Origin of the sequence: Albidovulum sediminicola (genome assembly GCF_025751575.1) — a bacterium.
Classification (GTDB): domain Bacteria; phylum Pseudomonadota; class Alphaproteobacteria; order Rhodobacterales; family Rhodobacteraceae; genus Albidovulum; species Albidovulum sediminicola.
Genome location: NZ_JAOWLA010000013.1, coordinates 35,566 through 60,597 on the forward strand (window position 1 = coordinate 35,566; position 25,032 = coordinate 60,597).

Annotated in this window: 23 protein-coding genes; 19 read left to right on the forward strand and 4 right to left on the reverse strand. The window is 66.3% G+C overall.

Annotated features, from left to right (window positions below; genetic code table 11):
• Window positions 1-63: 63 nt before the first annotated feature.
• Window positions 64-672 carry a class I SAM-dependent methyltransferase gene (locus OE647_RS13950; RefSeq protein ID WP_263722366.1) on the reverse strand — a complete coding sequence of 203 codons (609 nt, stop codon included), beginning with the start codon at window positions 670-672 and terminating at the stop codon, window positions 64-66.
• Between the two features lie 138 nt (window positions 673-810).
• On the opposite strand from OE647_RS13950, the gene OE647_RS13955 reads away from it, so the two are divergent.
• Complete coding sequence (locus OE647_RS13955) at window positions 811-3,165, forward strand: ATP-dependent helicase (protein WP_263722367.1); 2,355 nt, start codon at window positions 811-813, stop codon at window positions 3,163-3,165.
• A 549-nt stretch (window positions 3,166-3,714) separates the two neighbouring features.
• On the opposite strand, the gene OE647_RS13960 is transcribed toward OE647_RS13955, so the two are convergent.
• The gene (locus tag OE647_RS13960; protein WP_263722368.1) at window positions 3,715-3,930 is read right to left on the reverse strand and encodes a DUF1127 domain-containing protein; all 216 of its coding nucleotides are present in this window, start codon (window positions 3,928-3,930) and stop codon (window positions 3,715-3,717) included.
• Window positions 3,931-4,174: 244 nt separating this feature from the next.
• Between OE647_RS13960 and OE647_RS13965 the strand changes: the two genes are divergently transcribed.
• From OE647_RS13965 to rarD, 17 genes are all read left to right on the forward strand, one after another.
• Window positions 4,175-5,245 carry an Mrp/NBP35 family ATP-binding protein gene (locus tag OE647_RS13965; protein ID WP_263722369.1) on the forward strand — a complete coding sequence of 357 codons (1,071 nt, stop codon included), beginning with the start codon at window positions 4,175-4,177 and terminating at the stop codon, window positions 5,243-5,245.
• An 854-nt stretch (window positions 5,246-6,099) separates the two neighbouring features.
• A complete protein-coding gene (gene mraZ, locus OE647_RS13970; protein ID WP_263722370.1) occupies window positions 6,100-6,606 on the forward strand; it encodes a division/cell wall cluster transcriptional repressor MraZ in 507 nt (168 codons plus the stop codon).
• A 3-nt stretch (window positions 6,607-6,609) separates the two neighbouring features.
• Complete coding sequence (gene rsmH / locus OE647_RS13975; protein WP_263722371.1) at window positions 6,610-7,596, forward strand: 16S rRNA (cytosine(1402)-N(4))-methyltransferase RsmH; 987 nt, start codon at window positions 6,610-6,612, stop codon at window positions 7,594-7,596.
• A 2-nt stretch (window positions 7,597-7,598) separates the two neighbouring features.
• Window positions 7,599-7,946, forward strand: coding sequence for a cell division protein FtsL (ftsL, locus tag OE647_RS13980; protein ID WP_263722372.1), 348 nt, complete (start codon window positions 7,599-7,601; stop codon window positions 7,944-7,946).
• The gene (locus OE647_RS13985; protein ID WP_263722373.1) at window positions 7,943-9,727 is read left to right on the forward strand and encodes a peptidoglycan D,D-transpeptidase FtsI family protein; all 1,785 of its coding nucleotides are present in this window, start codon (window positions 7,943-7,945) and stop codon (window positions 9,725-9,727) included. Before ftsL ends, OE647_RS13985 begins: the two co-directional genes overlap by 4 nt.
• Window positions 9,728-9,750: 23 nt before the next feature.
• A complete protein-coding gene (locus OE647_RS13990; protein WP_263722374.1) occupies window positions 9,751-11,232 on the forward strand; it encodes a UDP-N-acetylmuramoyl-L-alanyl-D-glutamate--2,6-diaminopimelate ligase in 1,482 nt (493 codons plus the stop codon).
• Window positions 11,232-12,677: a UDP-N-acetylmuramoyl-tripeptide--D-alanyl-D-alanine ligase gene (locus tag OE647_RS13995; RefSeq protein WP_263722375.1), complete on the forward strand. Its 1,446-nt coding sequence runs from the start codon at window positions 11,232-11,234 to the stop codon at window positions 12,675-12,677. Before OE647_RS13990 ends, OE647_RS13995 begins: the two co-directional genes overlap by 1 nt.
• Window positions 12,678-13,760, forward strand: coding sequence for a phospho-N-acetylmuramoyl-pentapeptide-transferase (mraY, locus tag OE647_RS14000; RefSeq protein WP_263722376.1), 1,083 nt, complete (start codon window positions 12,678-12,680; stop codon window positions 13,758-13,760).
• Window positions 13,761-13,836: 76 nt separating this feature from the next.
• Window positions 13,837-14,628, forward strand: a complete 792-nt coding sequence (locus tag OE647_RS14005) for a helix-turn-helix transcriptional regulator (protein ID WP_263722377.1) — start codon at window positions 13,837-13,839, stop codon at window positions 14,626-14,628.
• Window positions 14,629-14,782: 154 nt separating this feature from the next.
• Window positions 14,783-15,853: an ABC transporter ATP-binding protein gene (locus OE647_RS14010; protein WP_263722378.1), complete on the forward strand. Its 1,071-nt coding sequence runs from the start codon at window positions 14,783-14,785 to the stop codon at window positions 15,851-15,853.
• A 2-nt stretch (window positions 15,854-15,855) separates the two neighbouring features.
• Window positions 15,856-16,764: an ABC transporter permease gene (locus OE647_RS14015; protein WP_263722379.1), complete on the forward strand. Its 909-nt coding sequence runs from the start codon at window positions 15,856-15,858 to the stop codon at window positions 16,762-16,764.
• Window positions 16,757-17,560: an ABC transporter permease gene (locus tag OE647_RS14020; RefSeq protein WP_263722380.1), complete on the forward strand. Its 804-nt coding sequence runs from the start codon at window positions 16,757-16,759 to the stop codon at window positions 17,558-17,560. The genes OE647_RS14015 and OE647_RS14020 overlap by 8 nt, the downstream gene beginning before the upstream one ends.
• Before the next feature lie 25 nt (window positions 17,561-17,585).
• Entirely contained in the window at window positions 17,586-18,611 is a 1,026-nt protein-coding gene (locus OE647_RS14025) for an extracellular solute-binding protein (RefSeq protein WP_263722381.1), read from the forward strand.
• Between the two features lie 78 nt (window positions 18,612-18,689).
• A complete protein-coding gene (locus OE647_RS14030; RefSeq protein ID WP_263722382.1) occupies window positions 18,690-19,913 on the forward strand; it encodes a serine hydrolase domain-containing protein in 1,224 nt (407 codons plus the stop codon).
• An 81-nt stretch (window positions 19,914-19,994) separates the two neighbouring features.
• Entirely contained in the window at window positions 19,995-20,594 is a 600-nt protein-coding gene (locus tag OE647_RS14035) for a superoxide dismutase (RefSeq protein WP_263722383.1), read from the forward strand.
• A gap of 13 nt (window positions 20,595-20,607) precedes the next feature.
• A complete protein-coding gene (locus OE647_RS14040) occupies window positions 20,608-21,492 on the forward strand; it encodes a metallophosphoesterase (protein ID WP_263722384.1) in 885 nt (294 codons plus the stop codon).
• The gene (gene rarD, locus OE647_RS14045) at window positions 21,489-22,370 is read left to right on the forward strand and encodes an EamA family transporter RarD (protein WP_263722385.1); all 882 of its coding nucleotides are present in this window, start codon (window positions 21,489-21,491) and stop codon (window positions 22,368-22,370) included. Before OE647_RS14040 ends, rarD begins: the two co-directional genes overlap by 4 nt.
• Before the next feature lie 10 nt (window positions 22,371-22,380).
• On the opposite strand, the gene OE647_RS14050 is transcribed toward rarD, so the two are convergent.
• Window positions 22,381-22,938, reverse strand: coding sequence for an LOG family protein (locus tag OE647_RS14050; protein ID WP_263722386.1), 558 nt, complete (start codon window positions 22,936-22,938; stop codon window positions 22,381-22,383).
• A gap of 99 nt (window positions 22,939-23,037) precedes the next feature.
• Between OE647_RS14050 and OE647_RS14055 the strand changes: the two genes are divergently transcribed.
• Window positions 23,038-24,612 (forward strand): LysM peptidoglycan-binding domain-containing protein, encoded by a 1,575-nt coding sequence (locus OE647_RS14055; protein ID WP_263722387.1) that lies wholly within the window; start codon window positions 23,038-23,040, stop codon window positions 24,610-24,612.
• A 47-nt stretch (window positions 24,613-24,659) separates the two neighbouring features.
• Here OE647_RS14055 and OE647_RS14060 read toward each other — a convergent pair whose 3' ends face one another.
• On the reverse strand, window positions 24,660-25,001 hold the full coding sequence (locus OE647_RS14060; protein WP_263722388.1) for an ArsR/SmtB family transcription factor: 342 nt from the start codon (window positions 24,999-25,001) through the stop codon (window positions 24,660-24,662).
• Window positions 25,002-25,032: the final 31 nt, after the last annotated feature.

Sequence of the window (25,032 nt, forward strand, 5' to 3'; positions counted from 1 at the left end):
TTTCCGGTCCAATGGCGAGGCTGCGGAGATTTCCGGCGCCGGGGTCCGAAGCGCCCCGGCCTCTCAGGTCATTGCGGCCAGGCGTTCCACGTCGATCTGCTTCTGTTCGGGGCCCGCCTTCTGCGCGAGCGCCCAGGCCATCACCGGCCAGCGCGGCTGATTGGCCAGAGAGCTTTTGCCCGGCTCGTAAATCGCCCACTTCGGCTCCATGTCCCCCAGCGCGCATTCCTTGTTGCCCCATTGCCGGGCCACGATACGGTCCTCGTCGAACCCGCACTCGATCAGCAGGTTCTTGAGCCCCCGCGCGGTCCAGCGCGAACAGTCCACGGGGACGCCATGGATACGGCAGAAAAACGGTGCGGCGAGCCAGAAGTATCCGCCCGGATTGAGCATCTCGTACACGTTTCGGGTGGCGCGGTAGGGCCGATCCAGGTGCTCCCAGACCTGTTCGGCCAGGATGATGTCGGCCCGGACCGGCGTGCCGTCGGGATCGATGAAGGGGGTGTCACAGATATCATAGTCCGGAAAGGCATAGTTGCGATGCGACCGGAAACCGTAGCGCATCGACCGCGTCCCAGAGATCTCCACCGCGTCCAGGTCCTGCGCGCCGATCTCCCGCATCCAGGCCCCGGTTACCTGCTGATAGACCATGCGGTTCAGATACTGGACCAAACGAATGTCCCTCCCTTTAAATTGATCCGGATTAGTAAGGATTTGCGGGGGCGTTGCAAGGCTGGTGCCCGCGTGGGGCCTGCGAACGGAATGTGAACGTATCTTTAATTTCCGTCCGCGCCCGGTTAGATTGCCGCCATGAGCAGTTCCGACGATTTCGACGCCCTCGAAGGCGCTTCGCTGTCCGCCCGCGCCATGGCCGCGCGGCCCATGCCCTATCTGGAGGGCCTGAACCCCGCGCAGCGCGACGCGGTGGAGGCGTTGGAGGGGCCGGTCCTGATGCTGGCCGGTGCGGGGACGGGCAAGACGCGCGCGCTGACGGCGCGCATCGCCCATCTTTTGGCCTGCGGTCTCGCGCGCCCGAACGAGATCCTCGCCGTCACCTTCACCAACAAGGCGGCGCGCGAGATGAAAGAACGCGTCGGCCGCCTGACCGGCGGCACAGTCGAGGGGATGCCCTGGATGGGCACCTTCCACTCGATCAGCGTCAAGATCCTGCGCCGCCATGCCGAACTGGTTGGGTTGAAGTCGAACTTCACGATCCTCGACACCGACGACCAGATCCGGCTGTTGAAACAGGTCATCGCCGCCGCGAACATCGACGAAAAGCGCTGGCCCGCCCGCCAACTGGCCGGGTTCATCGACCATTGGAAGAACCGCGCCTGGGGCCCCGAGCAGGTCCCTTCGTCAGAGGCCTCGGCCTTCAACAACATGGGAACGGAGCTTTACGCCGCCTATCAGGCGCGCCTTCTGGCGCTCAACGCCTGCGATTTCGGAGACCTCCTCCTCCACGTCGTCACGATCTTCCAGAAGCACCCGGACGTGTTGGAGCAGTACCAGCGCTGGCTGCGCTATATCCTCGTGGACGAATATCAGGACACCAACGTCGCCCAGTATCTCTGGCTGCGCCTTTTGGCAGCGGGGCACAAGAACATCTGCTGCGTCGGCGACGACGACCAGTCGATCTATGGCTGGCGCGGCGCCGAGGTGGGTAACATCCTGCGCTTCGAAAAGGATTTCCCGGGCGCCAAGGTCATCCGGCTGGAACAGAACTACCGCTCGACCGAACATATCCTGGCCGCCGCCTCGGGGCTGATTTCAGCCAATGCCGGACGCCTGGGCAAGACCCTCTGGACCGAGATGACGGGGGGCGAGAAGGTCCGCCTGATCGGCCACTGGGACGGCGAGGAAGAGGCCCGCTGGATCGGTGAGGAGGCCGAGGCGCTGCAACGCGGCACCCGTGGCCTCGGCCCGTTCAGCCTCGACCGGCAGGCGATCCTCGTGCGCGCCTCCCACCAGATGCGCGCGTTCGAGGACCGGTTCCTGACCATCGGCCTTCCCTACCGGGTCATCGGCGGCCCGCGGTTCTACGAACGGCTCGAGATTCGCGACGCCATGGCCTATTTCCGCCTTGCCGTTTCGCCGGGCGACGACCTCGCCTTTGAGCGGATCGTGAACACCCCGAAACGCGGTCTGGGCGACAAGGCTCAGCAGGTCATCCAGCGCCAGGCGCGCGAAGACGGGGTCAGCCTGCTGGAAGGCGCGCGCTACGTCGTCGCCTCCGGCCAGATCGGCGGCAAGGGCGGCGCGCGGCTGAGGCTGCTGGTCGAACAGATCGACCGCTGGCACCGTCAGGTGCAGGCGCCAGACTGTGATCATATCCGCCTGGCCGAAACCATCCTTGACGATTCGGGCTACACGGAGATGTGGCAGAACGACAAGACGCCGGAGGCGCCAGGGCGGCTCGAAAACCTCAAGGAACTCGTGGGGGCGCTCAATAACTTCGAGAACCTTCAGGGATTCCTCGAACATGTCTCGCTGATCATGGACAACGAGAGCGAGGATGCCGAGGAAAAGATCACCATCATGACGCTGCACGCGGCAAAGGGGTTGGAGTTCCCCGTGGTCTTTTTGCCAGGATGGGAAGAAGGCTTCTTGCCGTCGCAGAGGTCTATGGACGAAAGTGGCGTTCGCGGGCTCGAGGAAGAGCGGCGTCTTGCCTATGTTGGTATCACCCGGGCCGAAGAGATTTGCACGATCTCGTTCGTTGCGAACAGGCTATACTTCGGCCGCTGGCAAAGCCAGCTTCCCTCCCGCTTCATAGATGAGCTTCCGGCCCGCCATGTGGAGGTGCTGACCCCGCCCGGCCTTTATGGCGGCGGATTCGGCGCGGCGGCCCCGCGCGCCAGTGCGATGGAAGACCGCGCCACCCGCGCCGATGTCTACAATTCCCCCGGCTGGAAGCGCATGCAGGACCGGGTCGGGCAAAGGGGCCTCTCGCAGCCGCGTGAGCAGCGCCACCAGGTCATCGACCTCGACGCGGTGTCCGCCTTCACCGAAGGCGACCGGGTCTTCCACCAGAAGTTCGGCTACGGCACCGTGGAGGGAATCGAGGGCGACAAGCTCGAGGTCTCCTTCGACAAGGCGGGCGTGAAACATGTTGTGGCGAGCTTCGTGACAACCGCCGAATCCGCGGACGACATCCCGTTCTAAGCGCGCCGCGCGACCGCGCCGCTTCTTCATTGCCGGAAATACCCCCGCCGGATGCCTGCTGAGCCCGCGCGCCTTGGCGCGGGCGAGGGGAATGGCTTGGCCCGCCTTGCGGGCCGCCGCCCAGATCCCTGTCGGATGACCCCGAAAACACGGGGGACCCATAAAAGCAAAACGGCGGCCCCCGGGAGGATGGGAGCCGCCGCCTTGTCGCGAACCCCAGGGAGGAGGAAGGGGTTCTCGCGTCTGGGTGAAGGTCCGGTGGCAGCTCCGGGAGGAGGAGGAGCTGCCACCGTCTTCACAGCGCCGCCCCAGGGAGGAGGAGGGGGCGGGCGCATCACCTTGGGCCCATGCGGCCCGAATTCGGTCCGGCTTTGCGCCGGGGGTGGAAGTCGCGGCGGTGGCAGGGAGGAGGACGCCACCGCCGCGCTTCTTGACGGAACCTCCAGGGAGGAGGACGGAGGTTCCGCGTGTCTTGCGGCGGCATCAGGGAGGAGGAAGATGCCGCCGCTGGTCTCCGGGCCTGGGAGGAGGAGTGGCCCGGGGAGTTCCTTATTGGCCGTAGGCCGCCTCGGTCGCGATCGCGTTGATCGACGCGCGGCTGATCCCCAGGTCGTAAAGATCGCGATCGCTCAGCGCGTTCAGCTCCTTCACGGTCTGGCGATAGACCTTGTAGCGGCCACGGGCGTCCTGCAGATTGCGCAGGAATGCGCCGATGCGCTCCGCAAGGCCAAGGTCCGTTCCGCTGATCACCGATACGTTTGCCATTTCGTCACCTATTCGTCTCTGTCGGCGCCGTCAGTAGCGCTGTTGGGGCTAACATGCGCCTCATGCTGCAGCTGCACAATACCGCTTCGGATCAATGCCGCCATGCAGCAAATGCATAACGTATTCTGACGTATTTTCGGGCGTTTGCCTTGACGCAGCGTCATTTTTTTCGGCGGCCGGACCGTTGGGCCTTGCTCTTGTCATGCGGGCGTCACAACTGTGTCGCCAAACGAAGGAGCCGAAGATGAGCCTGACCCGCGACGCCGTACTCGATGCCCTCAAGCGCGTGCTCCTGCCCGATGGACGGGATGTCGTGACCGGCGACCTTGTTCGGGCGCTCACGATCGAAGGCGACCACATCCGCTTCGTGCTGGAGGCGCCGGACCCCGATGCGGCCCGGCAGATGGAACCCGTCCGCCAGGCGGCCGAGGCGGCCGTGCGCGCGCTGCCGGGTGCGGCAGCCGTGTCGGCGGTGCTGACCGCCCATGGGCCAGCGCCCAAGGCCCCGGCGCCGAGCCTTAAGATCGGCGGCCACCCGACACCTCAGGCCGGTCCGCAGCCGGTCGCGGGCGTGAACCGGATCATCGCCGTCGCCTCGGGAAAGGGCGGCGTGGGGAAATCCACGCTGTCGGCGAACCTCGCCGTCGCGTTGGCGCGGCAGGGCCGCCGTGTTGGCCTTCTGGATGCCGATATCTATGGACCCTCGCAGCCCCGCATGATGGGCGTATCGAAGCGCCCCGCCTCGCCGGATGGCAAGACGATCATCCCCCTGACCGCCCACGGCGTGACCATGATGTCGATCGGCCTCATGCTGAAAGAGGATGAGGCGGTCGTGTGGCGGGGGCCGATGCTCATGGGTGCGTTGCAGCAAATGCTGGGGCAGGTCGCTTGGGGGGAGCTTGACGTGCTGATCGTCGATCTGCCGCCGGGAACCGGGGACGTGCAGCTGACGCTCTGCCAGCGCACGCATCTGACGGGCGCGATCGTTGTCTCCACACCGCAGGACATCGCGCTTCTGGACGCGCGGCGCGCCATCGACATGTTCGGCAAGCTCAAGACCCCGATCCTGGGGCTGGTGGAGAACATGTCGACCTATGTCTGCCCTAACTGCGGGCACGAGGCGCATCTGTTCGGCCACGGCGGCGTCGCGGCCGAGGCGCAGAAGCTGGGCGTGCCGTTCCTGGGGGAAATCCCCTTGAACCTCGACATTCGCTTGGCGGCTGACGCGGGAACGCCCGTGGCGGCGGGCGACGGCGCTGTCGCGGAAGCCTATGCGCGGCTTGCCCACCGGCTGGTCGCGGGCGGCATGGCCTGATCCGCGTCGCGAGGGCCGCCGCAACAGGCTTTCCATCAGTGTGGCCCTGAGGGCCTCGGGGGCAGGCGCGTTGGCCCACCCGACGATGCGGCTATGGTCCTGGGCGGAAGGCTCAGGGTCTTGCGATACATGCCTGGGTTTCCCGCGGCCGCGCTGCCGATGAGGCCCGTTGCCAGCGACATCACAACCGCGTCGGCCGCCCAAGGGGGATTGGCCTTTCGGGATATTGCGGGAACACGCGCCCGGGGATGGGAATTTCTGGGACGAGCTGGGCTTCAGGCGCCCTGATCGCGGGCGAATCATGCGTTTTCTTAAAGCTTCAGCATGGTTTATTGAGGGCCTGACGCTTCTCAATGTCTCGGCGTGAAGATTTCTTGGGATTTTCTGGGACTGCAATTTTTCTCGGCGTAATCTATATATAGTGGAAAAATTTGTGTTGAGCGCAATTTGTGCCGATGATCTGCCGTAATGCACTCGTTTTCCGTACTTTGTGGCGAGTTCGGTCGCGCCCTTCCTGGCTCCATCGCCACAGTTTTTTCTTGCTTCCCATGAATTCCCATGTCATCCCTTAACTACAGATGAGGACGGGCTCTCAAGGGCATCAAGACCCAAAACGGCAGAAGTCAGGTTTCATACAGGCACCCGCTTTCATCGAACGACGAGATCCGGCGCTCATGCGAGCAGACATCCCCCCAGGTGGCAGGGCAGTCGGACAAACCCAGTGATGGGAACGAGGGCGGCGGATCGGGCAGTGGCAGCAGCCCGATCCGCCGTTGTCGTTCCCGGGGGCCGCAAACGCCCCGGGCACTGGCGGAACGGACTGGGGACGGGGACAGGTACGGGAGCGCGGGCCAGTGGCACGCAGGTTCAGAGGGTCGGATACGTTCAAGGTGGACGCGAAGGGTCGCGTTTCCATCCCGGCGCCCTTCCGCCGCGTGATCGAGGCCTCGGACCCCGACTGGAAAGAAGGTCTGCGTCCCAACATCGTCATCGTCTATGGCCCCGACAATCAGGATTGGCTGGAGGTCTATTCTATGGAGGCCGTCCACGAGATGGACGAGCAGATCGCCCTGATGCAGCGCGGCTCGCCCGAACGCCTCATGGTCGAGGAGCGGATGTATGGCCAGTCGCTGGAAACCCAGATCGACGACGACGGCCGACTGACCATTCCCCAGAAGCTGCGCGAGAAGGTCGGCCTTTCGGGCGAGGCGTTCTTCATCTCCGCCGGCGACTATTTCCGCATCTGGAATCCCGGTGCCTATGAGGCGAAAGCCACGCGCCGCAGCCAGAAGCTCGCCGATCAGTATCCGGAGGACTTCGACCCCAGAAGCCTCCTTCCGCCCCTTCCGCAGAAGGGGTGACGCATGGCCAATGCACCCTCGCCCGGCGACGCCCCCCACACCCCCGTTCTGCTGCGGCCGCTGCTAAAGGCGGTCGCACCTGTCTCTGGGGTCTGGGTTGACGGCACCTTCGGTGCGGGCGGATATGCGCGCGGCCTGCTGGAGTCGGGCGCCGACAGGGTCATTGGCATCGACCGCGACCCGAGCGTGTTCGCGCTGGCGGCACCTTGGGCGGGCGCCTATGGCGACCGGCTGACGCTGGCGGAGGGCACGTTCTCCGACCTCGACGACATCGCGGGCGGGCCGGTCGATGGCGTTGTCCTCGATCTCGGCGTGTCCTCGATGCAGCTTGATCAGGCCGAACGCGGGTTTTCCTTCCAGAAGGACGGCCCCCTGGACATGCGGATGGCCGATACCGGGCCGACCGCCGCCGATCTTGTGAACAGCGCGACCGAGGCGGAGATCGCGGACATTCTTTATCACTACGGAGAGGAACGCGCCTCCCGCCGGATCGCGCGGGCGATCGTGGCCGCGCGTCCCTTCGCCCGCACACTGGAGCTTGTGGCGGTCATTGAACGCTGCCTGCCCCGCCCGAAGCCGGGCCAGAGCCACCCGGCCACGCGCAGCTTTCAGGCGCTCCGCATCGCTGTGAACGACGAATTCGGCCAATTGGTCAAAGGCTTGGAGGCGGCGGAGCGGGCGTTGCGGCCCGGCGGCAAGCTGGCCGTCGTCAGCTTCCATTCGCTTGAGGACCGCATCGTCAAGCGTTTCTTCCAGCAACGCTCCGGGGGCGAGGGGCAGGGCAGCCGATACGCCCCCGCGCGCGAAGCCAGGGCGCCTGCCTTCACGCTGCTTACCCGCCGGGCTATCGGTCCGGATGACGAGGAGCTGGCCGCCAACCCGCGTGCCCGTTCCGCCCTCTTGCGCGTCGGGATTCGCACCGACATCCCCGCCGAACCCGCCGACCGCACCGCGCTTGGCCTTCCGAAACCCGCGCTGATGGGGCTTTGACGATGCGCAGCCTGCTTTACGTCCTGACCGCCTTCGCCGTGATGGGCCTCGCTTTCTGGGCCTATCACGAGAACTACCGCACGCAGGCAGAGCTGTCGGAGGCGCGCAAGCTTCAGTCCGAGATCGCGGACCTGCGTGAGCGTCTGGGCGTCCTGAAGGCCGAGTGGGCCTATCTGAACCGCCCCGACCGCCTGCGGGAACTGGCAGACATCAACTTCGCACGACTCGGGCTCCTGCCGATGGAGCCGCGCCAGTTCGGTGACGCGCGCGAGGTGCCCTATCCGGGTCTTGCGCTGCTGCCGGTCAGCGACGCCGTGGACACCATCGCCATCACGGGGGACAACCAGTGATCCGCACGCCGCTCCGCCCGCTTGCCCGCATCCTGTCCGCCCGTGCCAAGGGCGAGAATCCCGACGAGATTGAGCGCGCCAACGTGCGCGAACGCCACGAGGCGATGCGCGACCGCGCCCGGGCGCGGGCCGAAGGGCGGCTCCTGCTTCTGGGCGCGGCCTTCTTCGCGGTCTACTGCGTGGTGGGCATGCGCATGGGCGTACTCGCGACGACCGAGCCGGAAGAACCGCAGGCGGTGGCTTCGGGCGCCTCGATCCTCGCGCAGCGGGCCGATATCGTCGATCGGCGCGGGCGGGTGCTGGCCACCAACCTCGTGACCCATGCGCTTTACGCCCAACCGCAGATGATGGTCGATCCGGAGCGGGCCGCCAAGGGCTTGGCGATGATCTTCCCGGACCTGTCGGAGAAGGACCTGCTGAAGGACTTCACCGGCGCGCGCAAGTTCTTGTGGATCAAGAAGAAGATCTCACCCGAGCAGATGCAGCTTGTGCATGAGATCGGCGATCCCGGCCTGATGTTCGGCCCGCGCGAGATGCGGCTTTATCCCAACGGCGCGGTCGCGGCCCATGTCCTTGGCGGCGCGAGCTTCGGGCGCGAGGGCGTGGCCTCTGCCGAGGTGATCGGCACCGCCGGGGTGGAGCGCACCTTCGACGGCTGGCTGCGCGATCCGGCCAATGGCGGTGCGCCCTTGGAGCTGTCGCTCGATCTTACCGTGCAGTCCACGGTCGAGGAGGTGCTGGACGGCGGCATGAAGCTGATGAACGCCAAGGGCGCGACGGCGGTCCTGATGAAGGTTGACAGCGGAGAGGTCATCGCGCTGGCCTCGCTGCCCGATTTCGATCCGAACGACCGGCCCGCGCCCCTGACCAAGGGTGACGCGGGCGACAGCCCGCTGTTCAACCGGGCGGTGCAGGGGGTCTATGAACTTGGCTCCACCTTCAAGATCTTCGCGGTGGGACAGGCGCTCGACATCGGGCTGGTGCGCCCGGATACGATGGTCGAAACCAAGGGCCCGATGGTTTGGGGCAAGTTCAAGATCCGTGACTTCCACAACTACGGCCCCGCGCTTTCGGTGCGCGACGTGATCGTGAAATCCTCCAACATCGGCACCGCGCATATTGCCCAACAACTCGGCGCCGCGCGCCAGCAGGATTTTCTGAAATCCCTAGGCTTCTTCGAACCGACGGCCGTCGAACTGGCCGAGGCGGCCTCCGCCCGTCCGATCGTGCCGAAGAAATGGCCCGAGATCACGACGATGACGGTGTCCTATGGCCATGGCCTCTCGGCGAGCCCCCTGCATCTTGCCGCCGCCTACGCGAGCATGGTGAACGGCGGCACGCGGGTAATACCGACGCTCCTGCGGGCCAAGGCGCCCAAGTCCGGGACGCGGATCGTGTCCGAGGCGACCTCCTCCGAGATCCGCGATTTCCTGCGCGCCGTGGTCAAGCGCGGCACCGCGACCTTCGCGGAGGTCCCGGGCTACGAGGTCGGGGGAAAGACCGGCACGGCCGACAAGCCGCTGCCGAACGGCGGCGGCTATTACAAGGACAAGGTGATCGCGACCTTCGCCTCTGTCTTCCCGGCGAACGATCCGAAATATGTGCTGGTGGTGTCGCTTGACGAGCCGGTCGAAACCTCCGGCGCGGAACCCCGGCGCACTGCGGGCTGGACGGCGGTTCCGGTCGCGGCCGAGATCATCCGGCGCGTCGCACCGCTCATGGGGCTCAGACCCGAGGTTGAACCTTCCCCCGCGGGCGGAGTAACACTCGTCAGCAACTGAACGGGGCGCGGGGGCCCAGCACGATGACGAGCGCGACGAAATCGCTGACCGAACTGGGGCTGACGGCGCAGGGCGGACGCGAGGCGCGGGTGACGGGCCTTGCTGTCGACAGCCGGCTGGTCAAGCCGGGGTTCCTTTTCGCCGCGCTGCCTGGCAGCCAGGTCCATGGCGGAGAGTTCATCCAATACGCCCTGCGCATGGGCGCGGCGGCGGTTCTGACCGACCGCAAGGGGGCGGAGATTGCTGCGGCCGAGCTTTCCGCCTCGAACGCGGCGGTCGTGCTGACGGAAGATCCAAGGCAGGCGCTGGCCTTCGCCGCGGCGCTCTGGTTCGGGCGTCAGCCCGAAACCGTGGTCGCAGTGACGGGCACCTCGGGCAAGACCTCGGTCGCGACCTTCACGCGGCAGATCTGGCAGGCGCTGGGGCTTTCGGCGGCAAACCTCGGGACGATGGGGGTCCTGGGCGACTTCACCGCGCCGCTTGCGCATACGACGCCCGAGCCGATCACGCTGCATCGCCTGCTGGCCGAGATGACGGATGCCGGTGTCACCCATGCGGCGATGGAGGCATCGTCCCACGGGCTCGACCAGGGGCGGCTTGACGGGGTGCGGCTGACGGCCGGGGCCTTCACCAACTTCAGCCAGGACCACCTGGATTACCACGCGAACTTCGAGGAGTATTTCGCCGCCAAGGCGGGGCTCTTCAACCGCGTGCTGCCTGACGACGCGACCGCCGTCATCAATATCGACGAGGCGCGCGGGCGCGAAATGGCCAGGATCGCGGGCGAACGCGGGCTTGACCTCACGACGGTCGGGCGCGCGCCGGTCGCCGATCTGTGCATCACCTCGCAGCGGTTCGACGCAACCGGGCAGGACCTGCGCTTCACCTGGAAGGGGGTGCCGCATCTGGTGCGCCTGGCGCTGATCGGCGGTTTCCAGGCCGAGAACGTGCTGGCGGCGGCGGGGCTTGCCATCGCCGGGGGGGAGGAGCCGGAGGCGGTCTTCAAGACGCTGCACGACCTGACAACCGTGCGCGGGCGGATGGAGCTGGCGGCCAAGCGCGACAATGGCGCGACGGTCTTCGTGGACTATTCGCACAAGCCCGGGGCGCTCGCCTCGGCGCTGCAATCGCTCAGGCCGCACGTTATGGGGCGGATCGTCTGCGTCTTCGGCGCGGGCGGGGATCGTGACCGGCTGAAGCGGCCGCTGATGGGGCAGGCGGCGGCACAGTTCGCCGATGTGGTGATCGTGACCGACGACAACCCCCGCAGCGAGGACCCGGCGGCGATCCGCGCCGAGGTCCTGGCGGGTTGCCCCGAAGCGACCGAGGTCGGCGACCGGGCGGAGGCCATCCTGCGCGGCGTGGATGCGCTTCAGCCGGGCGATGCGCTTTTGATCGCGGGCAAGGGACACGAGACGGGGCAGATCATCGGTAACGACATCTACCCCTTCGATGACGCGGAACAGGCAAGCGTGGCGGTGGCCGCGCTGGACGGGAAGATCTGATGGAACCGCTCTGGACATCGGCAGAGGCCGAAGCCGCCACTGGCGGCCGCGCGACGCGGGCCTTCGTGGCCACGGGCGTTTCGATCGACACGCGGACGATCCAGCCGGGCGATCTGTTCGTCGCGCTGAAGGATATCCGTGACGGCCATGACTTCGTGGCGGATGCGCTCCGCAGGGGGGCGGCGGGGGCGCTGGTGTCGCGCCTGCCCGAGGGCTGTAGCGATGGCGATCCGTTGCTGATCGTCCCCGACGTTCTGGACGCGCTTGCGGCGCTGGGCCGCGCGGGCCGGGCGCGGGCACGGGCCCGCGTCGTTGCTGTAACCGGGTCGGTCGGCAAGACCTCCACCAAGGAGATGCTGCGTGCGGTGCTGACCGCGCAGGGCGCGGTCCACGCGGCCGAGGCCAGCTACAACAACCACTGGGGCGTGCCGCTGACGCTCGCGCGGCTGCCGCGTGCGGCCGATTTCGCCGTCATCGAGATCGGCATGAACCATCCCGGCGAGATCGCGCCGCTTGCGCGCCTCGCGCGCCCGCATGTGGCGATGATCACCACCGTCGCGCCCGTGCATCTGGAGGCATTCGACGGGATCGAGGGCATCGCGCAGGAAAAGGCCGCGATCTTCGATGGGCTGGAACCGGACGGCATCGCGGTGATCCCCTCGGGCCTCTCGGTGACCCCGATCCTTGAGGCCGCGGCCCGGCGCGCGGCGCGTGTCCTGCGCTTTGGACCGGAGGCGGGCGATGACTGGCGGCTGGTTTCGGTCACGCTGTCGCAGGATGCGACCGTGGTGAAGGCCGAGTATGACGGGCAGCCCATGCTTTTCAAGTTGCGGACGCCGGGACGGCACTTCGCGGCGAACGCGCTGGGCGTCCTGGCCGCGGCTTCGGCGCTGGGCGCCGATCCGGCGGTGGCGGCCTGCGACCTCGGCCTCTGGACCCCGCCCGAGGGGCGCGGGACGCGCGAGCGCATCTATCTGGATATCGTGGACCCGGCGCAGTCCTTCGATCTGATCGACGATGCCTTCAACGCCAATCCCGCCTCGATGGCGGCGGCCTTTGACGTGCTTGGCGCAACCGAGCCCCGCGACGGCGTGGGCCGCCGCCACGAGGGCCGGCGCATCGCCATCCTTGGCGACATGCTGGAACTGGGCCCGACGGAGGCGGCGCTGCACGCGGATCTGGCCACCCACCCGATGATCGCCCGCATCCATCTTGTTCATTGCGTGGGCCCGCGCATGCGCCACCTCTGGCAGGCGCTTCCCGAAGGCCGTCGCGGCGAATGGCACGAGACGGCCGCAGAGCTTTCCGGGCGGGTGCATCTGCTGGCCGACGCGGGCGACGTGGTGCTTGTGAAGGGCTCGAAAGGATCAAAAGTCAGCATGGTTGTTGACGGGCTGCGCAAACTCAGGCAACCGGGCGCGGGCGAAACGCGGGGCACGGACTAGATGCTATACTGGCTTGAACGCTTCTCGGACGGGGGCGATCTCTTCAACCTCTTCCGCTACATCACCTTCCGTGCGGGCGGGGCGTTCTTCACGGCGCTGCTTTTCGGGTTCATCTTCGGAAGACCGCTGATCAACCTTCTCCGGCGCAAGCAGAAGAAGGGGCAGCCGATCCGAAGCGACGGCCCCCAGGGCCATTTCGTCAAGGCCGGGACGCCGACGATGGGGGGCTTGCTGATCCTGTCGGCGATCCTGGTGGCAACGCTTCTTTGGGCAAGGCTCGACAATGCCTATGTCTGGATCGTGCTGTTCGTGACCTACGCCTTCGGGCTGATCGGCTTTGCGGACGACTACGCCAAGGTGACGAAGCAGAACACCAAGGGGGTGTCCTCGCGCGTCCGTTTCGCGATCGGTCTGGTGATCGCCGCGCTGGCGGGGGCGGCGGCGGCCTGGGCCCATCCGGCCGACCTGGCCAACCAGCTGGCCGTGCCGGTTTTCAAGAACCTTCTGATCAACCTCGGGATTCTCTTCGTACCCTTCGCGATGATCGTGATCGTGGGGGCGGCGAACGCGGTCAACCTGACCGACGGGCTCGACGGGCTGGCGGTCATGCCGGTGATGATCGCGGCGGCCACGCTGGGGGTGATCGCCTATGCGGTGGGTCGCGTAGACTTCACCCAGTACCTTGAGGTCCACTACGTCCCCGGCACGGGCGAGATCCTGATCTTCTGCGCCGCGCTGATCGGGGGCGGGCTTGGCTTCCTGTGGTACAACGCGCCCCCTGCCGCAGTCTTCATGGGCGACACCGGATCGCTTGCACTGGGCGGGGCGCTGGGCGCCATCGCCGTCGTGACCAAGCACGAGATCGTACTGGCCATCGTCGGCGGGCTTTTCGTGGTAGAGGCGCTGAGCGTCATCATCCAGGTCGCCTACTTCAAGCGCACCGGAAAGCGTGTGTTCCTGATGGCGCCGATCCACCACCACTTCGAAAAGAAGGGCTGGGCGGAGCCGCAGATCGTGATCCGCTTCTGGATCATCTCGCTCATCCTCGCGCTGATCGGGCTGGCGACGCTGAAACTGCGCTAGGCGACGGTTTTCCGGCTGTTGCGCGCAGGCGCCGTGCGTCTATGATCGGGGCAACGAACCCTGGGGATGGCGGCTCTTGCACGTTCCAACTTCCTTTCCCACCGTCACCTCGGAAGAGGCGCTGGCCGATGCCATCGACGCCGTCGGTCGGCCTGAATTCGTGCCGGCGACCCTCGATTACCTGCGGCTGGCGGCGCCTTTCCACGGCTGCCTTGCGCTGATCTTCGAAAGCGGCAAGCGGCCGGTCCATGTCTATGACAACGTGCGCGCCGAACGCCGGGCGGTGGTCATAGACCGTTACCTGGATGGCGCCTATCTGCTGGACCCGTTCCGGGAATACTTCCAAAGCAGCCGGGGCGACGCGGTCGCGCGGTTGCGCGACGTGGCCCCGGACCGCTTCCGCAACTCGACCTACTACCAGAGTTACTACAGCCACATCCGCCTGAAGGACGAAATCGGCATCTTCGTCGCCCTGGCCAGTGGCAAGACGCTGTTCTTCTCGATCGGCCCGATGGGGCCGGAGCGCGACTTCTCGGCCGCCGACGCGCGGGGGCTCCGGCGCGTGCTCCCGGTGCTTTCGGCGCTGTGCCGGCGCCATTTCGACCGCTACGACCCGGGTGAGACAGGATCGCTTGCCGTCAACATCGAGGAGGTCCTGACACAAGGACCGGGCGCCTGTCTCACGCCGCGCGAAAGCCAGATCGCAGGGCTGATCCTGAAGGGCCACTCGACCGAGGCGATCGCGCGGATGATCGGTATCTCCGGCGGCACGGTCAAACTCCACCGCAAGAACATCTACCGCAAGCTCGGCATTTCCTCTCAGGGCGAGCTTTTCAACCTTCTGCTGTCAGAGATGACCAAAGCCTGAGCGGTGCCCGGTTTCGCGCGCCTCCCCCGGGAATATACCCCCAGAGGGATATTTACACCTCCCGGCCTCCCCCTCACTCTCACCTCACGACGGGCCGCCTGACCATGCCGGGCAACAAAAGCCCGCGCAGGGACGGACAAACGGAGGACGGGACTTGAGCTCGGACGACGCACTGATCGAAATCGTCGATGTCACCAAGGCCTTTGGCGCGGGGGAGCGACGGTTCCTGGCCCTTGGCGGTGTGAACGCAACCATCCGGAAGGGGGAGTTCTTCACTCTGCTCGGCCCCTCGGGATGCGGCAAGACCACGCTTCTGCGGCTGATCGCCGGGTTCGAATTGCCCAGTTCGGGCGAGATCCGGCTGGACGGCCAGGAGATCGGGCATCTTCCGCCCTTCCGCCGTCCGGTGAACACGGTCTTCCAGAACTACGCGCTGTTTCCGCATATGACGGTGGCGCAGAACATCGCCTTCGGGCTGGAGATGCTGGGCAAGCCCAAGGCCGAAATCGCGGCCACGGTCGAACGCATGCTGACGCTGGTGAAGATGACGGAGCTTGCCGGGCGCCGCACCGACCAGCTTTCGGGCGGGCAGCAGCAGCGCGTCGCGCTGGCCCGCGCGCTGGCCCCACAGCCCAAGCTTCTGCTTCTCGACGAACCGCTCTCGGCGCTCGACCTCAAGCTGCGTAAGGAGATGCAGGTTGAACTCAAGCGCATCCAGCACGAAACGGGGATCACCTTCATTTTCGTCACCCATGACCAGGAGGAGGCGCTGACGATGTCGGACCGCATCGCGGTCATGTCGCGCGGGCAGATCCTCCAGATCGGCACGCCGAGGGAGATTTACGCCCATCCGACGAACCGCTTCGTCGCCGATTTCATCGGCGAGACGAACTTCCTCCGGGCCGCAGTGAAGGGCGGCCGGGCGGTGCTGGGTCCGGGCGTCGAACTGCCGCTTGCCGCGGGCACGGCGGATGGCGAGGTGACGCTGGCGATCCGGCCCGAGCATATCCGCCTTGTCCCGGAAGGGGCGGCGGGTGCGCTTTCCGCGACCGTAGGCGATGCCACCTATTTCGGCACCGACAGCCATGTACACCTGACCCTTGCGGACGGCACCGGGATCGTCGCGCGTCAGCAGACCGACCCCGAGGGCACCCAGGGCCCGCAGGCGGGCGCCGTCCTCGGCGTCACCTTCCCGCCGAGCGCGGTCCAGGTGCTGGAGGACTGAGGATGCAGGAGACCGAAGCCACACGCGAGGCGGCCCAGGTCCGGCGCAACTGGCTCCTGAGCCTGCCCGCGCTATGCCTGCTTGCCGCGGGCGCGATCGGCCCCTTGTTCATCATGCTCGTCTATTCGTTCCTCACGCCGGGGAAATATGGCAATGTCGAATGGATCTTCTCGCTCGACGCCTGGCGGGGCATCTTGTTCACGCGCGATATCTTCGACGACACGTTGAAGCTTGCGGACGCGCATCTGACGATCTTCTGGCGATCCGTCCGGCTTTCGTTCATGACCACGGTCTTCACCTTCGTGGTGGGCTTCCCGACCGCCTGGTTCATCGCCACCCGGGCGCCGCGCTGGCGCGCGTTCTGGCTGTTCCTGATCACCATTCCGTTCTGGACGAACCTGCTGATCCGGACCTTCGCGATCAACCAGATCATCCGTAACGAGGGGTTCCTGAACACGGCCCTGATCAAGATCGGCGTGATCTCCGAGCCGCTGAACCTGCTTTACACCGATCTGGCGGTGTTCGTGGGCATGACCTATGTCTACCTGCCCTTGATGGTGCTGCCGCTTTACGCCGCGATCGAGCGTTTCGACCACCGCCTGCTGGAAGCCGGCTACGACCTTTACGCAAGCCGCTTGGCCGTCCTGCGCCGGATCATCTTCCCAACCGTCAAGCCGGGGATCATCGCCGGGTCCATCCTGGTCTTCATCCCCTCGCTCGGCGCCTATGTGACCCCGCGCATCCTTGGCGGGGGGCGCAACATGATGATCGGCAACTTCATCGACCTCCAGTTCGGGCAGGGGCGCAACTGGCCGCTGGGCGCGTCGCTTTCGGTCCTGCTGCTGGTGGTCGTAACGGCGGCGCTGCTGATCTACGTGCGCTTCGCAAACAGGGATGGCGGCCATGGCTAGCAGAACCTTCGTCGCAGCCCGGCTGCCCGGCTTTTCCACCATTGCGATCGCCGTCTTCATCGCGCTCTACCTGCCGATCGCGATGCTGATGATCTACTCGTTCAACGCGGGCGACTCGATCGCGATCTGGGACGGGTTCTCCTTCCAGTGGTATGAGCGCGCTTGGGAAAACGACAAGGTCAAGGAGGTCACGATCCGCTCCCTGATCATCGCGGCCTCCGCGGCCTCGATCTCGACCGTGGCGGCGACGATGGCGGCGCTGGCCACCACGCGCAAGAAGCCCTTCCGGGGGCAGACGGGCATCTACGTCGCGATCAACCAGCCCCTGATGGTGCCCGAGATCGTGACCGCCGTGGCGCTTCTGATCTTCTTCGCCTCCGTCAAGGTCGCGACGGGCTACCAGGGCCTGGGCTACCTGATCCTCGCGCATTCGGCCTTCTGCGTCCCCTTCGCCTATCTGCCGATCCGCGCGCGGCTTGAAGGGATGAACCTGACGCTGGAAACCGCCGCCGCCGATCTTTACGCCACGCCCTGGCGCACGTTCAGATATGTCACGCTGCCCATTCTCGCCCCCGGCATCGTCGCCGGGATGATGCTGGCCTTCGTCACCTCGCTCGACGACGTGGTGATCACGCTGTTTGTCAAATCGGCCGGCCAAGATACGCTTCCGACCTACCTTCTCGCCCAGATTCGGCGACAGGTGACGGGAGAGGTGAATGCCATTTCCACGGTCCTGCTGGCACTCACTGTCATACTGCTCACGACCTTCTTCCTGCTGACGCGGAAGAGATCGTAGTGGGACCGCAAACAGGGAGTTAAGAATGAAGAAACACCTTACCGCCATCGCGATGCTGCTGGGCTCTTCGGGTATGGCCATGGCAGAGGGCGAGCTGCAGCTCTTCAACTGGGGCGACTACACCAACCCGGAGCTGATCAAGAAGTTCGAGGAAGAAACCGGGATCAAGGTCACGATCACCGATTACGACAGCAACGACGCGGCGCTGGCCAAGATCGAGGCTGGCGGCCACGGCTTCGACCTCGTCGTGCCCTCCGCCAACTATGTCCAGATCTACGTCGAAAAGGGTCTGGTTCAGGAACTCGACCTCTCCAAGCTGTCCAACCACGGCAACATCGCGCCGCAGTGGATGGAGTCCTCCTACGATCCGGGCCGCAAGTTCTCGGTTCCCTGGCAATGGGGTTCGACCGGCGTGGCGGTGAACAAGTCCGCCTATTCGGGCGACATCAACACCTCGGCCATCTTCATGGACCCGCCGGAAGAGCTTGTCGGCAAGGTCAACGTCACGCCCGAGATGAACGACGTGCTGTCGCTCGCGATCATGTATGAGGGGGGCGAGCCCTGCACCGAGGATACCGAGGTGCTGAAGAAGGTCCGCGACGCCCTGCTGGAAGCCAAGCCGAAATGGCAGTCGATGGACTACGGCATGACCGAGAAGATGGCGGCCAACGACGTCATGGCCTCGGTCTACTGGAACGGTGCGATCTTCCGCGCGCGGCTTCAGAACCCCGACGTCGTCTACGGCTACCCGAAGGAAGGCTATCCGCTGTGGATGGACCAGGTGATGCTGCTGTCGGACGCCAACAACATTGAGGAAGCCTACAAGTTCCTCGACTTCATCATGGTGCCTGAGAACGCGGCGCTGGTCTCGGCCTTCGCGCGCTACGCGAACGGGATCAGCGGATCGGAAGCCTTCATGCCCGAAGACATGAAGGATGCCCCGGAAATCAACGTGCCCGAGGAATTCGCGGCCGCCGGGCATTTCCTGCCGACCTGTTCGCCGAAGGCGCAGGAATACTACACGGCCATCTGGACCGAACTGCAAAAGTAACGGGCCGGGCCGGAATCGGCCCGATCTGCCGGGGGGGCGGTGCCGCCCCCCGGGTCCCCCCGCGACCGGAGCCGTGTCATGCGCGATCAGGCCCACAGCCCAATCCCCCGGACCGCCCGCGAGTTGGGAATCATGCAGGGCCACCCGCCGCGGCCCGAAAAATGCCCGACCCCGTGGAACTGGGACCTGGCCCCGTTCAACCGCTACACCTTCCTCAACGTCCGCAGCTTCGTGCCCACGGTTGAGGTGCGCGCCGAGCCTGGCGCGAGCCACCCCCTGCCGCGCGCCGAGCGCGATGTCGCGGGCCTCACCTTCAAGGCCGCCGACGGCACGCTGAAGACCGTCGAACGCATGCTGTGGGAGACCTATACCGACGGCTTCATCGCGATCGCTGGCGGGAAGGTCGTGACCGAACAGTATTTCAACGACATGACTGGCGCGACGCTGCACCTGTCGCAATCGGTGTCGAAGTCCATCACCGGCATCCTTGCCGGGGTCCTCTGGGGGGAGGGGTTGATCGACCCCGCCGCCCCGGTCAGCGACTATGTGCCAGAGCTCGCCTCCTGCGGCTATGCCGGGGCGACGCTGGGCCAGGTGCTGGACATGCAGTCCGGGGTCCGCTTTACGGAGGATTACGCCGACCCGGCCTCGGACATGGGGCATCTCGATGTTGCGGCGGGCTGGAAGCCCGCGCCGCCGCACTATTCCGGCCCCTCCACCTTGCGCGACCAGATCCTTGGACTGCGCCAGGAACGCCCCCACGGAGAGGTCTTTGGCTACCGCTCGATCGAGACCGATGTCCTGGCCTGGGTGCTTGAGCGCGCCTCGGGCCAGAGGCTTGCCGATCTGCTGAGCGACCGGATCTGGACGCGCATCGGCGCCGAGCGCGATGCGGCCTTCACCGTGGACGGCGCGGGCACGGCGCTGGCCGATGGCGGCTTTAACGCGACGCTGCGCGATTATGCGCGCTTTGGCCTGATGGTCGCCGCAGGCGGGCGCTGGGAGGGCCGCCAGATCGTGCCGGAGGCCTGGATCGACGACATAACCCGCACCGAACCGCACAAGTTCACCGGGGTCTACCGGGCGCTGGCGCCGAACGGCGCCTACCGGCGCAAGTGGTGGGTGATGGACGTGGACCATGGCGATTTCTGCGCGCGCGGCATCTTCGGCCAGATGATCTACATCGACCGCAAGGCCGATTTCGTAGCCGTCAAGCTCTCGACCTGGCCCGACTACCTGATCCCGGCCTATACCGCCGATGCGCTGGCGGGGATGCGCGCGATCCGCGACGCCTGCGCTTGAGGCGCCGGCGACCTTGACCTTCCCGCTGCAAGCGCGCTTATAAGGTGGGCAACAGTTTCCGCGCGAAAAAGGAGCACGACAATGGCTTTCACCCTTCCAGACCTTCCCTATGCGCATGACGCGCTTGCGTCCCTGGGCATGTCCAAGGAAACGCTCGAATATCACCACGACCTGCACCACAAGGCCTATGTCGATAACGGCAACAAGCTGATCGCCGGAACCGAGTGGGAGGGCAAGTCGCTTGAGGATATCGTGCGCGGCACCTATCAGGCCGGTGCCGTCGCCCAGAACGGCATCTTCAACAACGCCAGCCAGCACTGGAACCACAACCAGTTCTGGGAAATGATGGGGCCGGGCGGCAAATCCATGCCGGGCGAGCTGGAAAAGGCGATCGTCGATAGCTTCGGCTCGGTGCAGAAGTTCAAGGACGATTTTGCCGCCGCGGGCGCGGGCCAGTTCGGCTCGGGCTGGTGCTGGCTGGTCAAGAACGCCGACGGCGGCCTGGCGGTCACCAAGACCGAAAACGGCGTCAACCCGCTCTGCTTTGGCCAGACCGCGCTTCTTGGCTGCGACGTTTGGGAACATTCCTACTACATCGACTTCCGCAACAAGCGGCCGGCCTACCTCACGAACTTCCTCGACAAGCTCGTGAACTGGGAAAACGTGGCCTCGCGCCTGTGATCCGGACGGCTGGGTGATCACCCGCCGCGCGATCCTTAAGGGCCTGTTGGGGGCGACCCTGGCAGGCCTTTTCACGTCTGCCTACGCGTTCTTCGTCGAACCCGCGCTGCGCCTTCGCGTCCGCCGCTGGCGGCTCAGGCCCGAAGCCTGGCAGGCCGGGCCGCTGAAGATCGCGGTGATCGGGGACCTGCACATGGGCGGCCCCTGGGTGACGCTGCCGCGGTTGGAGCGGATCGTCACGCGCACCAACGCGCTTGGCGCCGACGTGATCGTGTTTCTGGGCGACCTGGAGGCCGGGCACCGCTTCGTCACCGACCCCGTGCGGCCCGAGGACGCGGCGGCCGTGATGGCGCGTCTGAGCGCCCCGCTCGGTGTCTGGGCGATCCTGGGCAACCACGACTGGTGGCATGACGGTGAGGCGCAGCGGCACGGGCAGGGTCCGACCCGCGTCCAGCGCGCGCTTGAGGCCGCAGGCATCCCGGTGCTGGAAAACCGCGCGATCCGGATTGCGCGGGCAGGGCAGCCCTTCTGGCTGGCAGGGCTTGGCGACCAGCTTGCGCTGGCGCGCGGCGGAGGCTGGGCGGGCGTCGACGACCTGCCCGCCACTTTGGCCGAGGCCACGGGGCCGGAGCCGGTGATCCTGCTTGCGCATGAGCCCGACATCTTTCCCGCCGTTCCCGACCGCGTCTGTCTGACGCTGAGCGGCCACACGCATGGCGGGCAGGTCCGCCTGTTCGGCTGGTCGCCGGTGGTTCCCTCCCGCTTCGGGAACCGATATGCCTACGGGCATGTCCGGGAAGGCGGCCGGGACCTTGTCGTGACCGGGGGCGTCGGATGCTCCATCCTGCCGATACGACTGGGCGTGGTGCCCGAAATCACGCTGGTGGAGCTTGAATGACGGCAGAGTTTCGTGGAATCGCCGCCCTGCTGGCTGCCTGCATCGTCTGGGGCATGTCGCCGGTCTATTACCGCGCGCTGTCGCATGTCCCCCCGTTGGAGGTTCTGACCCATCGCGCGCTCTGGTCGCTTGCCCTTTTTGCGGTCTGGCTGGGCCTGAAGGGCCGCCTGCGCGAGGTCGGCCAGCTTCTTGCGGGATCGGGGCGCTGGCTGCTGATGCTTGCGGCCTTCACGATCGCGATCAACTGGTTTGGCTACATCTCTGCCATCCAGGCCGGGCGGACGGTCGAGGCGAGCCTGGGTTTCTACATCTTTCCGCTGATCGTGGTGCTCTTGGGCGTGGTGTTCTTTCAGGAACGGCTTGAGCTGGCCAAGATCGTCTCCGTCGCGCTCGCGGCGGCGGCGGTCGTGCTCCTGACCTGGGGCCTCGGGACGGCGCCTTGGATCGCGCTTTTCCTCGGCAGCACCTTTGCGATCTACGCCGCGATCAAGAAGCGCCTCGGCGCGGGGCCGGTCGTTTCGATCACGGTCGAGACGCTGCTGCTGGCGCCGCTCGCGCTGTTCTGGCTCTGGCAGACGGCGCGGACGGGGACCGGTCATTTCGGGGAGGACTTCGCGACCTCGGCTATGCTCGCCTTCAGCGGGGTCATCACCGCGGTGCCGTTGATGCTTTTTTCCTACGCCTCGCGGCAGGTGTCGATGGCGGCCTTCGGGCTGACGCAATACCTGAACCCGACGCTGCAGTTCCTTTGCGCGACGGTGATCTTCCGCGAACCCTTCACGGGCTGGCACCTTGGGGCCTTCGCCCTGATCTGGGCCGCCGTTGCCGTCTATTCGCTCGCCGGGTTGCGCTGGCCCGGGCGGGCTGGAATGACCTGATCCCCGGCCTTTAGCCGAAGGCGGAGCCCAGGGCCTCGGCCATCGCTGCCACATCGGGGACGACCTGCACGAAGTCGCGAAGCGACGGGTCCGCGAAGCCCTGGTCGACGATCCGGTCGAGCATCGCGACCAGCGGGTCCCAGTAGCCTTCGGTGTTCAGCACAATGATGGGCTTGGCGTGCAGGTCAAGCTGGCGCCAGGTCAGCACCTCGAAGAACTCGTCCAGAGAACCGCCGCCTCCGGGCAGCACGACGATCGCGTCGGAGTTCATGAACATCACCTTCTTGCGTTCGTGCATCGTCTCGGTCACGACGAAGGACGTCAGGTCGCGCTTGCCGACCTCGCGCCGGAAGAGGTGCTCGGGGATGACGCCGAAGGTCTGCCCGCCCGCCGCCTGGGTCGCCCGCGCGACCTCTCCCATCAGTCCCACATCGCCCGCGCCGTAGACCAGGCGCCAGCCCTTCGCGGCCAGCATCGCCCCGGTCTGCTGCGCGGCCGCGCCATATTCGGGCCGCGCCCCGTGACGTGAGCCGCAATAGACACAGACGGATTTGATCGATGCGGTCATGGCAGGAGATCCTCAAGGTTCTTTTGACCGGTGATAGCGGGGTTGATAATGTCGCTCAAGCACCGCCCGAGGGAAGGCGGCGAAGGGGATGGGAAAGACATGACGGAAGTGAAAGAGGGCGCAGCGTCCGGCAACCGTGCGCTCTGGCTGGCTGTGGCCGCGGGGGTCGTGGTCGCGCTGCTGGTGATCTGGTTTTTCCTGATGCGCCCGACGCCCGAGCCTGTCATGCCCATCGCTGGCGAAACCGTTTCTGAGCCCGCCGCGACGGAGGCGACGGAAACCGCGACCGCCGAGCCTTCCCCTGAGCCCTCCGCCGAGCCAGCCGCAGAACCTGCGCCTGAGCCCGCCCCTGAGTCTGCCCCGTCGGCAGCGGCGGCCGATATGCCGCCCGCACCCGCGTTCGACACCGTGCGGGTGACAGCCGAGGGGTCGGCCCTGGTCGCAGGCCGCGCCGCGCCTGGGACAGAGCTTGCGATCCTGGCCGACGGGGCCGAGGTCGCACGCGCGGTCGCCGATGGAAATGGCCGGTTTGCGGAGCTTTTCACGCTGGCGCCCTCGGCCGATGCGCGCATCCTTACGCTGATGATGCACCTGCAGGATGGCACGACGATCGAAAGCGCCGAAAGCGTGATCGTCGCACTCGTGGCGGGCCCAGAGCCCGCGCCGGAGGCCGTGGCCACCGCGGAGCCCTCGGAACCCGCTGCCGAACCGGCCACGGCGCCCGAAGTGATCGTCGTTGACGAGGACGGCGTGCGCAAGCTTGCCGCGCCGGCGGCAACCGATGGGATCGCGATCGACACGATCAGCTATGACGCGCAGGGGAATGTCATCATTGCCGGGCGTGGCACCGCCGAGCACTTCGTGCGCATCTACCTCGACAACAAGCCGGTCGCGATCGTCGAGGTGGGCGCGACCGGCACCTGGAGCGCGGGGCTCATCGACATCCCGGCCTCGCTCTATCAGCTGCGGGCGGATGAGATCGACCGCGAGGGCAAGGTGACCACTCGCGTCGAGATGCCCTTCCAGAGAGAGGCCCCTGAAACCGTTGTGGCGGCGCTTGGCGCGGGCACCGACCCGGCCGCGTCTGAGCCACGGGCCGAAGAAGCGCCTGCAACTACCGAGCCCGCTACGACCGAGACGGCGACCCCAGGCTCAGCCGCCCCAGAGTCAGCGGCCACGGTGTCTGAAACCAGTGAGCCTGCGCCCGCCGAGCCCGTCGTAGCGGAACCCGCCAGCGCCGAAACGGCTCCCGCCGAACCTGCGGCCCAACCCGCTGAAGCGGCCTCTGAGGATGAACCTGAAACCATGGTCGCTTCGGCTGAGACGCCTGAACCGGCAAGCGCAGAGCCCTCCGATACGCTCGCAACCGGGCAGTCCGTCACTGAGAAGTCCGTCACTGAGCAGTCCGACACCGCCGAACCCGCTGCCGCCCAACCCGCTGCCGCCCAACCCGCCGTCGCGCAAACTGCCGCCACGCCCGATGCCCCGGGCAAGGTGACGGGGGCGCGGATCGTGACGGTGCAGCCCGGCTTCACGCTTTGGGGGATCGCCACGAAGAACTACGGCGACGGCTTCCTCTATGTGCGCGTGTACGAGGCCAACCGGGACCAGATCCGCGACCCTGACCTGATTTATCCCGGTCAGATCCTGACGGTGCCCGAGGGCAATCCCTGACGCGGCCCAAACCTGGGCGCGGCGGAACACCCGCGTGCGGCGGCGACTCAGATCCTGCCGTTTTCGGGGGACAGGCGCGGCGTGCAGCAGGCGCAGACCTCGGGGTGCGAGCGGCAGCAGTCGTTCAGAAGATAGCCGATGACTTGCCCAATGCCCGCCGCATCGACGGCGTAGAACACGTTGCGAGAGGCCTTGCGCCCGGTGATCAGCCCGGCCTGTTCCAGCTGCGCCAGATGGAACGAAAGCCTGGACGCGGAGATGTCCAGGTCGCGCGCGATGTCGCCCGCGGCCATGCCCTCCGGCCCCTGAGAAATCAGGCGGCGCACCAGCTCCAGCCGGGTTTCGTTGGCCAGCGCGGAGAGTGCGGCGAGGACTCGACTTTGCTCCACAGTTCAATTACTCATGAATCATTGAATCGAT

What these genes read in the sequence shown, in the direction of transcription:
- OE647_RS13955 (WP_263722367.1), top strand. Translation starts at nt 811, where the DNA reads ATGAGCAGTTCCGACGATTTCGACGCCCTCGAAGGCGCTTCGCTGTCC.
- OE647_RS13960 (WP_263722368.1), bottom strand. Translation starts at nt 3,930, where the DNA reads ATGGCAAACGTATCGGTGATCAGCGGAACGGACCTTGGCCTTGCGGAG.
- OE647_RS13965 (WP_263722369.1), top strand. Translation starts at nt 4,175, where the DNA reads ATGAGCCTGACCCGCGACGCCGTACTCGATGCCCTCAAGCGCGTGCTC.
- rsmH (WP_263722371.1), top strand. Translation starts at nt 6,610, where the DNA reads ATGGCCAATGCACCCTCGCCCGGCGACGCCCCCCACACCCCCGTTCTG.
- ftsL (WP_263722372.1), top strand. Translation starts at nt 7,599, where the DNA reads ATGCGCAGCCTGCTTTACGTCCTGACCGCCTTCGCCGTGATGGGCCTC.
- OE647_RS13990 (WP_263722374.1), top strand. Translation starts at nt 9,751, where the DNA reads ATGACGAGCGCGACGAAATCGCTGACCGAACTGGGGCTGACGGCGCAG.
- OE647_RS13995 (WP_263722375.1), top strand. Translation starts at nt 11,232, where the DNA reads ATGGAACCGCTCTGGACATCGGCAGAGGCCGAAGCCGCCACTGGCGGC.
- mraY (WP_263722376.1), top strand. Translation starts at nt 12,678, where the DNA reads ATGCTATACTGGCTTGAACGCTTCTCGGACGGGGGCGATCTCTTCAAC.
- OE647_RS14015 (WP_263722379.1), top strand. Translation starts at nt 15,856, where the DNA reads ATGCAGGAGACCGAAGCCACACGCGAGGCGGCCCAGGTCCGGCGCAAC.
- OE647_RS14020 (WP_263722380.1), top strand. Translation starts at nt 16,757, where the DNA reads ATGGCTAGCAGAACCTTCGTCGCAGCCCGGCTGCCCGGCTTTTCCACC.
- OE647_RS14025 (WP_263722381.1), top strand. Translation starts at nt 17,586, where the DNA reads ATGAAGAAACACCTTACCGCCATCGCGATGCTGCTGGGCTCTTCGGGT.
- OE647_RS14030 (WP_263722382.1), top strand. Translation starts at nt 18,690, where the DNA reads ATGCGCGATCAGGCCCACAGCCCAATCCCCCGGACCGCCCGCGAGTTG.
- OE647_RS14035 (WP_263722383.1), top strand. Translation starts at nt 19,995, where the DNA reads ATGGCTTTCACCCTTCCAGACCTTCCCTATGCGCATGACGCGCTTGCG.
- rarD (WP_263722385.1), top strand. Translation starts at nt 21,489, where the DNA reads ATGACGGCAGAGTTTCGTGGAATCGCCGCCCTGCTGGCTGCCTGCATC.
- OE647_RS14050 (WP_263722386.1), bottom strand. Translation starts at nt 22,938, where the DNA reads ATGACCGCATCGATCAAATCCGTCTGTGTCTATTGCGGCTCACGTCAC.
- OE647_RS14055 (WP_263722387.1), top strand. Translation starts at nt 23,038, where the DNA reads ATGACGGAAGTGAAAGAGGGCGCAGCGTCCGGCAACCGTGCGCTCTGG.